This is a genomic window from Bacillus cereus group sp. Bce041, from assembly GCF_052646455.1.
Genome location: NZ_JBQXON010000001.1, coordinates 547,918 through 560,779, shown reverse-complemented (window position 1 = coordinate 560,779; position 12,862 = coordinate 547,918). Strand labels below are relative to the sequence as shown.

Below are 12,862 nucleotides of genomic sequence, written 5' to 3'. Positions count from 1 at the left end.
AATGGCAGAACAATTAGTAGAAATGAACCAACAATTGGAAAATGCTAACGAAGCAATCGCTCTTTTTGGAGTTAATGATGCGCATTTAAAAGTAATTGAACGAGAACTGAATGTATCGATCGTAACTAGAGGAGAAACTGTTCATGTATCTGGGGCAGTTGAAACGGTGGCACTCGTAGAAAAAATCTTACAGCAATTACTTGTTGTAATTCGTAAAAGTATATCAATTTCAGAGAGAGATGTTGCGTATGCGATTCAGCTTGCACAACAAGGGAAAATTGCTCAATTTGAAGAGTTATATGAGGAAGAAATTTTCAAGACTGCAAAAGGTAAATCCATTCGTGTAAAAACAATGGGGCAAAGAAGATATATTCATGCGATGAAGAAGAATGATATTGTCTTTGGGATAGGGCCTGCAGGAACTGGTAAAACATATTTAGCTGTAGTAATGGCTGTGAGGGCTTTAAAACAAGGATATGTAAAGAAAATTATTTTAACAAGACCTGCTGTAGAAGCTGGAGAAAATTTAGGTTTTTTACCAGGGGATTTGAAAGAGAAGGTAGATCCATACTTACGCCCGTTATATGATGCTTTACATGATATTCTTGGACAAGAATATACGCAGCGTATGATGGAGCGAGGAGTAATTGAAATAGCTCCGCTTGCTTATATGAGGGGGCGTACGCTTGATGATTCATTTGTTATTTTAGATGAGGCTCAAAATACAACGGGTGCTCAAATAAAAATGTTTTTAACAAGATTAGGTTTTAGTTCTAAAATGGTTATTACAGGGGACCCTTCACAAGTAGACTTGCCAAAAGGGGTAAAATCAGGGCTATCTATAGCTGCTAATATTTTATCTGGTGTATCAGGTCTGTCATTTATTACATTAGAACAAACGGACGTTGTGAGACATCCATTGGTGCAACGTATTATTGAGGCATATGATAAAATGGAATGATCCTATTTGTCAGGATCATTTCTTTTTGTATGATAAGGTTGGCGAACGTCATATTTTTTACTATCATGAAAGATAAGGAAAATAAACTATTGGTACTAGTGTATAAAATATTGCCTCAAAGTATCGTTTGGTAGAAGAAATGAAAGCTATAAATAGTTTCACTTTATTTCTGGAGAGGAGAAGGTATTGAAATCATGTCAAGATCTCAAGAAATTTCTAAGTGGTTTCGTAATTTACAACATTCGAAAAAACTAAGTTGGATTTCTTACGTTGTGTTAGGAGCAGTGCTGTTTTTTGCGCTTATGAATAATGTAAAACCAGAACAATTAGATGTTAATATGTATTCTATTGCGAAAAAGACAATCCATTCTCCTATAAAAATTGAAGATAAAGTTACAACGGATAAAAAGAAAAAAGAAGCCGCTACAAAAGTTGAAGATCAATATACATATAAAAGTGAGTATAAACAAAACAAAGTTGATATTGTGAATGACGTCTTTGCTAAAGTGGATGAAGTGGTGCAAGAGATTAAAGCTGTTGGACCGGATGATCAAAAAAAGATGACTGATGCTGAGAAAGTGGACAAGTTAAAAAAGAAACTACCCGCTGACTTAACGAAAGAGTTATCTGATTCAAACTTACTGAATTTGATTAATGCAGATCCGAGCCAATTAGTATTAGCGAAAGATGCTGCGGTCACAGCGATTAATAGTATCATGACTGAGCATATTAAAATGGACGAATTGAAAGATGCGAAAGAACGATATGTAAGTGAGATGAATAGTGTTAATGTTGATAATGGTTTAAAAGAATCAATTAAGGCGCTAGGAAGATATGCAATTTCAGCTAACTATTTTTATGACCCAATCTTAACGAAAGAGAAGAGAAAAGCAGAGGAAGATTTAGTTCCACCTGTTTATATTCTTCAAGGACAAGTTCTTGTTAGAGAAGGTGAAACAATTTCAAGTGATGTGTATAATCAGTTGAAATTAGTTGGTTTGTTAGAAAAAGGGAACGGTTTTCAACCTTATGTTGGATTAGCGGTACTCATTGGTGTGTTACTATACTTTATGCATAAACAATTTGAATTATTTTTAAAGAGAAAAAGAGAAGATAGACCGTATGTTTTAGCGTATATTACAATTTTGTCTATCACAATCGTCTTAATGAAAATCATTAGTTTGTTTCAAAAACTTGAATACGCAGGGATTGCATATGTTGTCCCAGTTGCGATGGGAACAATACTTGTAAAACTAATGATTGGTGATCGATTTGTCTTTTTAACGAGTATGATTTTTTCTGTATGCGGAAGTATTATGTTTAATGAAGGAGTAACGAGTACATTAAATTATAGTGTAGGGATTTACGTATTGTTAAGTTCGTTATCGGTTAGTATTTTCTTGCGAGAAAAAAATCGTCGTACAATGATTTTACAAGCTGGTATACTCGTTTCTGTATTAAATGTAGTCGTATTGGCGGCGCTTTTATTATTACGTAATGGGAATTTTTCGCCTCTTGAAATTGGTACGCAATTATTAATGGCTTCACTTTCAGGGATTATATCATCCGTTTTGGCTATGGGGATTTTACCATATTTAGAAAGTGGACTTGGAATCGTATCAAGTATGAAGCTTATGGAACTATCAAGTCCAAATCATCCGCTTTTACGCAGAATTTTGTTAGAAGCGCCAGGGACATATCATCATAGTGTAATGGTAGCGAATCTTTCTGAGGCTGCTTGTGAAGCAGTTGGGGCAAATGGTGTATTAGCGCGTGTAGGGGCATATTATCATGATGTAGGAAAAACAGTACAACCTCAATTCTTTATTGAAAACCAAATGGGAATTAAAAACCCGCATGATAAATTAGATCCTGTAACGAGTAAAGATATTATAATTGCTCACGTAACGGATGGAGTAAGAATGCTCGAAGAATATCATATTCCACAAGAAATTATTGATATCGCTGGGCAACATCACGGTACAACGTTACTGAAATATTTTTATTATAAAGCTATTAAAGAAGATAAAGAAAAATATACAGAAGAGATGTTCCGTTATCCAGGTTCAAAAGCAACTTCGAAAGAATCGGCAATTGTTGGTATTGCTGATAGTGTAGAAGCTGCGGTACGTTCTATGAATCACCCAACGCCAGAACAAATTAATAATTTGGTGCAAAGTATTATTAAAGATCGACTGCAAGACGGTCAATTTAGTGAATGTGATTTGACGTTTAAGGAACTACAAATCGTTGGAAAAACGTTGTGTGAAACGTTAAATGGTATTTTCCATTCGCGTATTACATATCCGGAACCTCCGGAAGAAAAGGAGAAAGAATGAGTTTGTTAATTGATTTTATTGATGAAACAGAAGAAGTAAAAGAAGAGTATATGAGTTTAATTCGTGAAGTGTTAGAAAAAGCAGCTCAAATGGAAAATATCGAGGATGGTGCGGAGGTATCGGTGACATTTGTAGATAATGAGCGCATTAGAGAAATTAATCGTGATTACCGAGATAAAGATCAACCTACAGATGTAATATCCTTTGCCATGGAAGAGATGGGAGAAGGAGAAATGGAGATTGTTGGTGCAGAGATGCCGCGCATGTTAGGGGATCTTATTATCTCTATTCCAAGGGCGAAAGAGCAAGCTGAAGAGTACGGACATTCTTTCGATCGTGAACTTGGATTTTTGGCGTTACATGGCTTTTTACATTTACTTGGTTATGATCACATGACAGAAGAAGATGAAAAAGAAATGTTCGGAAGACAAAAAGAAATTTTAGAAGCTTTTGGATTAGGACGATGAAAAAAGGAAAACTTATAGATAGTTTTGGATATGCTATAGCTGGTATATTCTTTTGTTTTCGTCATGAACGAAATATGAAAATCCATTATTTAGCCGCAGTCATTGTTATATGCTGCGGCTTTTATTTCCATATTACGAAAATAGAGTGGATGATATTACTTATTGTAATAGGGAGTGTAATGAGTTTAGAGATGGTAAATACGGCTGTGGAAAAAACGGTAGATTTAGCGACTGCCGATATTCATCCGTTTGCAAAAATTGCAAAGGATGTTGCGGCAGGAGCGGTTTTATTGTTTGCAATTATAGCTGTTATAATTGGTGCTATTATCTTTTTACCGTATATGGTATAGTTGCATTCCGAAGCTTTTATTAAGCTTTGGAAGTGCCGTAAGGGCCTTTAATGAGAGAGTGTATCTCTTCATAGCTGTGAACAGGAAGGATGCGGGAATATGAATAGTAAACAATTAATTCTAGAAGCAATCGAAGCGCGTAAACAAGCGTACGTACCATATTCTAAATTTCAAGTAGGTGCAGCATTATTAACGCGCGATGGAAAAGTGTATCGTGGATGTAATGTTGAGAATGCATCATATGGCTTATGTAATTGTGCTGAAAGAACAGCTTTATTTAAGGCGGTTTCTGAAGGGGATAACGAATTTGTAGCCATTGCGGTTGTAGCAGATACAAAGCGTCCAGTACCTCCTTGTGGAGCATGTCGACAAGTTATGGTAGAATTATGTAAACAGGATACGAAAGTATACTTATCAAACTTACATGGTGACGTTCAAGAGACGACAGTCGGAGAATTGTTACCAGGAGCATTTTTAGCGGAGGATTTACATGAATAGAAAAGGTTATAAATCAGGTTTTGTCTCTATTATTGGCAGACCGAATGTTGGAAAATCTACATTTTTAAACCGTATTATCGGCCAGAAAATTGCTATTATGAGTGATAAGCCACAAACGACTCGTAATAAAATTCAAGGTGTATATACAGAAAATGATGCACAAGTTATTTTCATTGATACACCAGGAATACATAAACCTAAACATAAATTAGGCGACTTCATGGTAAAGATGGCGCAAACGACATTAAAAGAAGTTGATATTGTTCTGTTTATGGTTAATGCAGTTGAAGGATTTGGTCGTGGTGAGGAATTCATCATTGAGAAATTAAAAGAAACAAAACAACCAGTATTTTTAGTCATTAATAAAATTGACCAACTTCATCCAGAGCAATTACTAGAGTTAATTGATCAATATCGTAAACTACATGAGTTTGCAGAGATTGTACCAATTTCTGCGTTAGACGGTAATAATGTGGACGCTTTAATTGGGACAATTAAAAAGTATTTACCAGAAGGACCACAATACTATCCAGAGAATCAAGTAACGGATCATCCGGAGAGATTTATTATTGCAGAGCTTATTCGTGAGAAAGTACTACATTTAACACGTGAAGAAGTGCCGCATTCTGTGGCTGTTGTTATCGATGCGATTCAAAAGCGTGAGGGCGGGGCAGTTTATATAAATGCAACGATTGTTGTTGAACGTGCATCACAAAAAGGAATCATCATCGGAAAACAAGGAAAAATGTTAAAAGAAGTTGGTAAGCGAGCTCGTTTTGATATTGAAGCGCTACTTGGTTCTAAAGTATTTTTAGAAGTATGGGTAAAAGTGCAAAAAGATTGGCGTAATAAAATGTCTCAGCTTCGTGACCTAGGTTTCCGCGAGGATGAGTACTAAAATAGAGTAAAGTTGTAATCAGTGGATGGTTGGTTCATCCACTGATTATTGGTTTTTATGAACTTTGATAAATTAGGAAAAATTTTTCTCACATGAAAATGGACAAAATGGGTCAATTTAATAACAACAAAGGAAATTGGTTTATAGGCTACGCTTATTGAGAAAGGTGGATTCTTATGCTAGATTTTACCTGGAAGTTTTTCTCCAAAACAGGAAGCATTGAAACGTACTTGCTTTTGAAAGAAATGGAAAAAGACGTAAACGATGAGATGGATCAACATGAAGAGGAGCTAGCGCATCTAGACTCTCCAATTTCTTGACCCGTTTTGTTCAAACCTTGGATGGTGACGAACATGTTTCAAAAAGTTGAGGGCATCGTTATCCGTACGACAGATTACGGAGAAACGAACAAAATTGTTACAATATTCTCAAGAGAACTTGGTAAGGTAAGTGCAATGGCAAGAGGGGCAAAAAAACCGAAAAGCCGATTAGCATCTGTGTCGCAATTAATGACACATGGCCATTTTCTAATTCAAATGGGATCTGGGCTTGGAACATTGCAACAAGGCGAGATTATTTCAACTATGAAAGAAATTCGCGAGGATATATTTTTAACTGCTTATGCATCATTTATTGTTGAGTTAACTGATAAAGCAACAGAAGATAAAAAACATAATCCGTATTTATTTGAAATGTTATATCAAACGTTGCATTATATGTGTGAGGGTGTTGATCCAGAAGTATTATCATTAATTTATCAAACGAAAATGCTTCCGGTATTAGGGATGCGCCCGTACTTTGATACATGTGCGATTTGTCATCAAGAAACAGACTTTGTCGCCTTCTCCGTCAGGGAAGGCGGTTTTCTGTGCTCACGTCATGCAGAGCAAGACCCATATCGTATACCGGTAGGAGAAGCTGTTCATAAATTATTACGTCTTTTCTTCCATTTCGATTTACATAGGCTCGGAAATGTATCGGTAAAGGATAGCACAAAAAAACAAATGCGTTTAGTATTGAATACATATTATGATGAATATTGCGGAATTTATTTGAAATCAAGACGTTTTTTAGAACAACTTGATAAGTTTCAAATATAATTTTGGGCCGTATACGGTCCTTTTTACATACTTTCTTTTTCGAATAGCATATTTAGTATATAATATTTAAGAGATAGTATAACTTTTTTCGTTGTGCATTAAAGGTGGTGATTATCATAGAGCTGAATAAACGGCAAGAACATATCATTCAGATTGTAAAAGATCACGGTCCTATTACAGGGGAATCAATTGCAGCGCAATTGGGTCTAACACGTGCGACGCTAAGACCAGACTTAGCAATTTTAACGATGGCTGGTTATTTAGAAGCACGTCCACGCGTAGGTTATTTTTATACGGGTAAAACTGGGGGGCAGCTATTATCTGAAGCTGTTAAGAAAATTAAAGTACAAGATTATCAATCTAGACCGGTTGTAATTGATAAAAATGTTTCCGTATACGATGCAATTTGTACGATGTTTTTAGAGGACGTTGGTACATTGTTCGTTGTAGATCAGATGACTCTATTAGTTGGTGTTGTGTCTCGTAAAGATTTATTAAGAGCGAGCTTAGGAAAGCAGGATTTAACCTCTCTTCCGGTTAATATTATCATGACAAGGATGCCAAACATTGCGATGTGTCGTAGAGAGGATTCTTTATATGATATTGCGATGGAATTAATAGAAAGACAGATTGATGCAATGCCAGTTGTAAAAGATACGAAACAAGGTTTAGAAGTGATTGGGCGAATTACAAAAACAAATATTACACGTGCGTTTGTAAATTTAGTAAATAACGAATAAGTGTAATTTGTTTAAAGTGAGGTAATGTAATGGATAATAAAATCGTATATGTCGTATCTGACTCTGTAGGGGAAACGGCTGATTTGGTTGTTCGAGCAGCAATGGGGCAATTCCCGTTTGCTCCTGATATTAGACGTGTACCGTATGTAGAAGATACAGGGACATTAAAAGAAGTGATTTCGATTGCTAAGAGTAATCAAGCACTTATATGTTTTACGTTAGTTAAGCCTGATATGCGCCAGTATTTAGTAACAGAGGCTGCAAAAGAAGGGGTAGAGGCATACGATATTATCGGCCCTCTTATTGATCAAATTGAAGAAATTACGGGGCAAGTGCCGAGATATGAGCCAGGTGTTGTCCGTAGGTTAGATGAAGAATACTTTAAAAAGATTGAAGCGATTGAGTTTGCTGTGAAGTATGATGACGGCAGAGATGCACGAGGTATTTTAAAAGCAGATATCGTGTTGATTGGTGTTTCGCGTACATCAAAAACACCACTTTCCCAATATTTAGCTCATAACAAACGCTTGAAAGTTGCGAATGTACCACTCGTGCCAGAAGTTGACCCACCTGAAGAACTATATCAAGTGGCAAAAGAAAAATGTTTCGGTTTGAAAATTACGCCAGATAAGTTAAATCATATTCGAAAAGAACGATTAAAATCACTTGGATTAAGTGATGGAGCAACATATGCAAATATTAATCGTATTCAAGAAGAAATTGATCACTTTGAGGAAGTAATTAGTAAAATAAATTGCCAAGTAATCGATGTATCGAATAAAGCGATTGAAGAAACAGCAAATATTATTGTGAATGCAGTGCAAAACCAAAAAATGTTTTAGCACATTTACCAAAGGTGAATGTGCTTTTTTCGCTCGTGTGAAATATGATACCTATGGATTTTGTAATAGATTGTAGTGTAATGGTTATACTTATACTCCTTTGTCTTTTAGTATATTCAAGGTGTGAGTTTGTCATCCTGAAATGTAAGATGAAAAAATAAAGGGATATGTAGCGTAGTTGAAGAAAATATATTATAATAAAAAATTGTGATAAAAACCTATATTTTACGTTTAGACTTTAATTTTTCAGAATAAACTAGGGATAGGATTTACGAAAAAGACATGTAATTACGTTAAATCGACAAAATCTATACAAGAAAACGCACATTATGGAAGGATTCACAGAAGGGATGTAGAATACAGAAATATGCAAAACATCAACAACATATTAGTCGGTGTAGATGTATATCCCGTGAAGGCTGAAATTGTGCAAGTTGGAGCGGAATTTCATGTCGGAATTTTGTTTGTCGCATCATATGCTCATCCTTTAAGGAAATAGCAAGGCAATTGGATCATTGTAGATACTGAACAAAATGGAGTTGATTGTTATATGGATCAACATGAAAAAGTTACAGATCTCAAGATCAAACAGTATATGTGGCTTGCTACTCTTCTTGTAAAAAGGTGTATATGTATTGTTTCTAAGAGATACATTTGTAACAGATGAGCAAATGTATACAATTTTATATAGCAAGTATGTATATGCGATTTATGCAGATAAAGGACCTATAGGAAAGGTTCAAAATCGTTTATACAATGTAATCGGCAACACTTTCTAACAAGTTTAGAAAAATATTGTCGAATTATAAAGGAATTTTTTAATTTATATCGAATACAAAATACGACACGGAGATGGAGTTATGGGGAACAGAATTCCCGAAGAAGTTGTTGAACAGATTCGGACATCATCCGATATTGTAGAAGTCATTGGTGAATACGTTCAACTTAGAAAACAGGGGCGTAACTATTTCGGCCTTTGTCCATTTCATGGTGAGAATTCTCCTTCATTCTCTGTTTCATCTGATAAGCAAATTTTTCATTGCTTCGGATGTGGAGAAGGTGGAAATGTATTTTCCTTTCTAATGAAAATGGAAGGACTGGCTTTTACCGAGGCTGTTCAAAAGCTAGGCGAAAGAAATGGAATTGCAGTTGCAGAGTACACATCAGGACAAGGACAACAAGAAGACATATCTGATGACACTGTCATCATGCAACAAGCTCATGAATTATTGAAAAAGTATTATCATCATTTATTAGTAAATACGGAAGAGGGAAATGAAGCACTTTCATATTTATTAAACCGTGGTATTACGAAAGAGATGATTGAGAAGTTTGAAATTGGTTATGCATCACCTGCTTGGGATGCGGCGACGAAAATTTTACAAAAAAGAGGTTTATCGCTGTCTAGTATGGAACAAGCTGGCCTTCTAATAAGAAGTGAGAAGGATGGTAGTCATTACGATCGCTTCCGTGGAAGAGTTATGTTCCCGATCTATACGTTACAAGGTAAGGTGATAGCGTTTAGTGGAAGGGCGTTAGGGGATGACACTCCGAAATATTTAAATAGCCCTGAAACACCGATTTTTCACAAAAGTAAATTGTTGTATAACTTCCACCAAGCAAGACCGTTTATTAGAAAGCGTGGGCAAGTGGTTCTTTTTGAAGGATATGCCGATGTACTAGCTGCGGTAAAAAGTGGTGTGGAAGAAGCTGTTGCGACAATGGGAACAGCTTTAACTGAAGAACAAGCAAAACTTCTGCGACGTAACGTTGAAACTGTTGTTCTTTGCTATGATGGTGATAAAGCAGGGCGAGAAGCGACGATGAAAGCAGGGCAATTATTGCTAAAAGTTGGTTGCCAAGTGAAAGTCACATCCTTGCCAGATAAGCTTGATCCTGATGAATATGTGCAACAATATGGGACTACCGCTTTTGAAAATCTTGTGAAATCAAGTGTGAGTTTTGTTGGTTTTAAAATAAATTATTTGCGTTTAGGGAAAAATTTGCAAGATGAGTCTGGCAAAGAAGAATATGTGAAAAGTGTTTTAAAAGAGTTATCGTTGTTACAAGATGCGATGCAGGCAGAGTCATATTTGAAGTCATTATCGCAAGAATTTTCGTATTCAATGGAAACACTTTTGAATCAATTGCACCAATATCGCAAAGAACAAAAGGTACAGCAAAAACAAATAAAGCAGGTTGCTAAACCGTCTCAAGTCGTTCAAACAAAACCGAAGTTAACAGGTTTTGAAAGAGCGGAAAGAGAAATTATTTACCATATGTTGCAAAGTGCAGAAGTAGCTGTTCGCATGGAATCCCATATAGAAGATTTTCATACAGAAGAACATAAAGGGATTTTATATGAACTATACGCATATTATGAAAAGGGAAATGAACCTTCAGTCGGAACATTTTTAAGTTGGCTCTCTGATGAAAAGTTGAAAAATATTATCACTGATATTTCGACGGATGAATTTATTAATCCAGAATACACAGAAGAAGTGTTGCAAGGCCATTTGGAGACGCTTAGGCGGCATCAGGAAAAACTTGAAAAGATGGAGATCATCTTTAAAGTGAAACAAATGGAAAAAACAGATCCTGTAGAGGCTGCTAAATATTATGTAGCATATTTACAAAATCAAAAAGCGAGAAAATAGCTTTTTTGATAAAGTTTTAGTATAATGAATGTTTGTATCTCGCGTAAGGAGGGGAACAGATGGCTGACAAACCAGCTCGTTCTAAACAAATTGAAACTGAAATGACCCTTGAGCAAGTGAAAGAACAACTCACTGAGCTCGGAAAAAAACGTGGCGTTCTTACATATGAAGAGATTGCAGAACGCATGAATGGATTTGAAATTGAATCCGATCAAATGGATGAATACTATGAATATTTAGGTGAACAAGGCATTGACTTAGTTGGTGATAATGACAACGAAGAAGGCCCTAATAATCGCCAAATTTCAAAAACAGAAGAAGAGTTTGACCTCAATGATTTAAGTGTACCACCAGGGGTTAAAATCAACGATCCTGTTCGTATGTATTTAAAAGAAATTGGTCGTGTAGACTTACTATCTGCAGAAGAAGAAATTCGACTTGCAACGCGTATTGAAGAAGGCGATGAAGAAGCGAAACGTCGTCTTGCAGAAGCAAACTTACGTCTTGTAGTAAGTATTGCAAAGCGCTATGTAGGCCGTGGTATGCTTTTCTTAGACTTAATTCAAGAAGGTAATATGGGTCTAATTAAAGCTGTTGAAAAGTTCGATTATCGTAAAGGTTTCAAATTTAGTACGTATGCAACTTGGTGGATTCGCCAAGCTATTACACGTGCCATTGCAGACCAAGCGCGAACAATTCGTATTCCAGTCCATATGGTTGAAACGATTAACAAGTTAATTCGTGTACAACGCCAATTATTACAAGATTTAGGTCGTGAACCGTCTCCTGAAGAGATTGGTGAAGAAATGGATCTTGCTCCAGAAAAAGTACGTGAAATCTTAAAAATTGCACAGGAGCCAGTTTCTCTTGAAACACCAATTGGTGAAGAAGATGACTCCCATTTAGGTGACTTTATTGAAGACCAAGAAGCAACATCGCCTGCGGACCATGCAGCCTATGAATTGCTAAAAGAACAATTAGAAGATGTGTTAGATACGCTAACAGATCGTGAAGAAAATGTTCTACGTCTTCGTTTCGGTTTAGATGATGGACGAACTCGTACGCTTGAAGAAGTTGGGAAAGTATTTGGCGTAACGAGAGAGCGTATCCGTCAAATTGAAGCAAAAGCACTTCGCAAATTAAGACATCCAAGCCGTAGTAAGCGTCTTAAAGATTTCTTAGAATAGGTTATTTTTTAAGTTTACTTCACCATTGTGAAGTAAACTTTTTTATTTTGTTAATTTTTGTTAAAATTTAGCTATCGGCAACGATTACAATTTCTTGTAATTTATTTTACAGAATTGTCTTTTGATTTGCAAATGCTCATTTTTCGATTTTTCGATTAATTTTGTTTATTCTATACAAAAATATATGTAGAAAAGCGAAAAATATGATGAGAAACGTTAATAATTATCGAAATAATAAGCGATATGACAATAAAAAACAATAAACTGAATTTATGGAATATTTTTAACAAGTGGTAGTTTACTCTTTTCTGATAGAGCGTTTTCAAGTACAATGGAAATGACTGAATCATCTAACTATTTAGGGGTATAGAGGGGGGAGAAGAGATATGAAACGTAATCCGCTGATTCCGTTCGCTCTTATTGCAGCATTGGGTATTATCGTTATGTTTGTATTTTCATTTCAGGGGCTAAATAAATCTAAAGAGTTAGCTGATGCAAAAAATGGCGGGAAGCCAGCACAAACGGCATCAAAACCAGAAGATATTGTGAAGCAAAGCTGTACGAGCTGCCATGGTGATCAGTTACAAGGGGCAGTTGGACCTAACTTGCAAAAAATTGGTGGGAAACTTTCAAAGGATGAAATTAAAGAAATTCTTTCGAAAGGAAAAGGCAATATGCCTGCCAATATAGTTCCAGCTGATCAAGCCGCTAAAGTAGCTGATTGGTTATCGAAGAAAAAATAAAGTTCCGTATGACAAGCCTTTTGCTTATGCAAAGGGCTTGTTTTTCTATATTTTCTAAAATACGATGAATGATAGAGCAG

Annotated in this window: 15 protein-coding genes; all 15 read left to right on the top strand. The window is 35.8% G+C overall.

What is annotated here, in order from left to right; translation table 11 throughout:
* The first annotated feature begins 1 nt into the window (after position 1).
* The 15 genes from ACUN13_RS02950 to cccA all read left to right on the top strand — a co-directional run bounded on the left by ACUN13_RS02950 (position 2) and on the right by cccA (position 12,782).
* Entirely contained in the window at positions 2–961 is a 960-nt protein-coding gene (locus tag ACUN13_RS02950; RefSeq protein WP_000840501.1) for a PhoH family protein, read from the top strand.
* A 194-nt stretch (positions 962–1,155) separates the two neighbouring features.
* Positions 1,156–3,300 (top strand): HD family phosphohydrolase, encoded by a 2,145-nt coding sequence (locus ACUN13_RS02945; RefSeq protein ID WP_000091510.1) that lies wholly within the window; start codon positions 1,156–1,158, stop codon positions 3,298–3,300.
* A complete protein-coding gene (ybeY, locus tag ACUN13_RS02940; RefSeq protein WP_000054684.1) occupies positions 3,297–3,767 on the top strand; it encodes an rRNA maturation RNase YbeY in 471 nt (156 codons plus the stop codon). The genes ACUN13_RS02945 and ybeY overlap by 4 nt, the downstream gene beginning before the upstream one ends.
* The gene (locus ACUN13_RS02935; protein WP_000715464.1) at positions 3,764–4,117 is read left to right on the top strand and encodes a diacylglycerol kinase family protein; all 354 of its coding nucleotides are present in this window, start codon (positions 3,764–3,766) and stop codon (positions 4,115–4,117) included. Before ybeY ends, ACUN13_RS02935 begins: the two co-directional genes overlap by 4 nt.
* A 99-nt stretch (positions 4,118–4,216) precedes the next feature.
* The gene (locus ACUN13_RS02930; RefSeq protein ID WP_001086283.1) at positions 4,217–4,615 is read left to right on the top strand and encodes a cytidine deaminase; all 399 of its coding nucleotides are present in this window, start codon (positions 4,217–4,219) and stop codon (positions 4,613–4,615) included.
* Positions 4,608–5,513: a GTPase Era gene (gene era / locus ACUN13_RS02925; protein ID WP_001080230.1), complete on the top strand. Its 906-nt coding sequence runs from the start codon at positions 4,608–4,610 to the stop codon at positions 5,511–5,513. The genes ACUN13_RS02930 and era overlap by 8 nt, the downstream gene beginning before the upstream one ends.
* Positions 5,514–5,689: 176 nt before the next feature.
* Positions 5,690–5,833, top strand: coding sequence for a YqzL family protein (locus tag ACUN13_RS02920; protein ID WP_000883924.1), 144 nt, complete (start codon positions 5,690–5,692; stop codon positions 5,831–5,833).
* Between the two features lie 33 nt (positions 5,834–5,866).
* Entirely contained in the window at positions 5,867–6,613 is a 747-nt protein-coding gene (gene recO / locus ACUN13_RS02915) for a DNA repair protein RecO (RefSeq protein ID WP_000487009.1), read from the top strand.
* Between the two features lie 107 nt (positions 6,614–6,720).
* Positions 6,721–7,353: a helix-turn-helix transcriptional regulator gene (locus ACUN13_RS02910; protein WP_000583756.1), complete on the top strand. Its 633-nt coding sequence runs from the start codon at positions 6,721–6,723 to the stop codon at positions 7,351–7,353.
* Positions 7,354–7,382: 29 nt separating this feature from the next.
* Positions 7,383–8,195 (top strand): pyruvate, water dikinase regulatory protein, encoded by an 813-nt coding sequence (locus ACUN13_RS02905; RefSeq protein ID WP_000368944.1) that lies wholly within the window; start codon positions 7,383–7,385, stop codon positions 8,193–8,195.
* Between the two features lie 367 nt (positions 8,196–8,562).
* On the top strand, positions 8,563–8,694 hold the full coding sequence (locus tag ACUN13_RS02900; RefSeq protein ID WP_002024806.1) for a hypothetical protein: 132 nt from the start codon (positions 8,563–8,565) through the stop codon (positions 8,692–8,694).
* Positions 8,695–8,830: 136 nt separating this feature from the next.
* Positions 8,831–8,974 (top strand): hypothetical protein, encoded by a 144-nt coding sequence (locus ACUN13_RS02895; RefSeq protein WP_000479733.1) that lies wholly within the window; start codon positions 8,831–8,833, stop codon positions 8,972–8,974.
* Between the two features lie 81 nt (positions 8,975–9,055).
* The gene (gene dnaG, locus ACUN13_RS02890) at positions 9,056–10,852 is read left to right on the top strand and encodes a DNA primase (protein WP_000528221.1); all 1,797 of its coding nucleotides are present in this window, start codon (positions 9,056–9,058) and stop codon (positions 10,850–10,852) included.
* A 59-nt stretch (positions 10,853–10,911) separates the two neighbouring features.
* Positions 10,912–12,039: an RNA polymerase sigma factor RpoD gene (gene rpoD / locus ACUN13_RS02885; RefSeq protein ID WP_000764065.1), complete on the top strand. Its 1,128-nt coding sequence runs from the start codon at positions 10,912–10,914 to the stop codon at positions 12,037–12,039.
* Positions 12,040–12,425: 386 nt separating this feature from the next.
* A complete protein-coding gene (cccA, locus tag ACUN13_RS02880) occupies positions 12,426–12,782 on the top strand; it encodes a cytochrome c550 (protein WP_000828141.1) in 357 nt (118 codons plus the stop codon).
* The last annotated feature ends 80 nt before the right edge of the window (positions 12,783–12,862 follow it).

What these genes read in the sequence shown, in the direction of transcription:
- cccA (WP_000828141.1), top strand. Translation starts at nt 12,426, where the DNA reads ATGAAACGTAATCCGCTGATTCCGTTCGCTCTTATTGCAGCATTGGGT.
- ACUN13_RS02900 (WP_002024806.1), top strand. Translation starts at nt 8,563, where the DNA reads ATGCAAAACATCAACAACATATTAGTCGGTGTAGATGTATATCCCGTG.
- ACUN13_RS02905 (WP_000368944.1), top strand. Translation starts at nt 7,383, where the DNA reads ATGGATAATAAAATCGTATATGTCGTATCTGACTCTGTAGGGGAAACG.
- ACUN13_RS02945 (WP_000091510.1), top strand. Translation starts at nt 1,156, where the DNA reads ATGTCAAGATCTCAAGAAATTTCTAAGTGGTTTCGTAATTTACAACAT.
- ACUN13_RS02935 (WP_000715464.1), top strand. Translation starts at nt 3,764, where the DNA reads ATGAAAAAAGGAAAACTTATAGATAGTTTTGGATATGCTATAGCTGGT.
- ACUN13_RS02920 (WP_000883924.1), top strand. Translation starts at nt 5,690, where the DNA reads ATGCTAGATTTTACCTGGAAGTTTTTCTCCAAAACAGGAAGCATTGAA.
- era (WP_001080230.1), top strand. Translation starts at nt 4,608, where the DNA reads ATGAATAGAAAAGGTTATAAATCAGGTTTTGTCTCTATTATTGGCAGA.
- dnaG (WP_000528221.1), top strand. Translation starts at nt 9,056, where the DNA reads ATGGGGAACAGAATTCCCGAAGAAGTTGTTGAACAGATTCGGACATCA.
- ACUN13_RS02930 (WP_001086283.1), top strand. Translation starts at nt 4,217, where the DNA reads ATGAATAGTAAACAATTAATTCTAGAAGCAATCGAAGCGCGTAAACAA.
- ybeY (WP_000054684.1), top strand. Translation starts at nt 3,297, where the DNA reads ATGAGTTTGTTAATTGATTTTATTGATGAAACAGAAGAAGTAAAAGAA.
- recO (WP_000487009.1), top strand. Translation starts at nt 5,867, where the DNA reads ATGTTTCAAAAAGTTGAGGGCATCGTTATCCGTACGACAGATTACGGA.
- ACUN13_RS02950 (WP_000840501.1), top strand. Translation starts at nt 2, where the DNA reads ATGGCAGAACAATTAGTAGAAATGAACCAACAATTGGAAAATGCTAAC.
- rpoD (WP_000764065.1), top strand. Translation starts at nt 10,912, where the DNA reads ATGGCTGACAAACCAGCTCGTTCTAAACAAATTGAAACTGAAATGACC.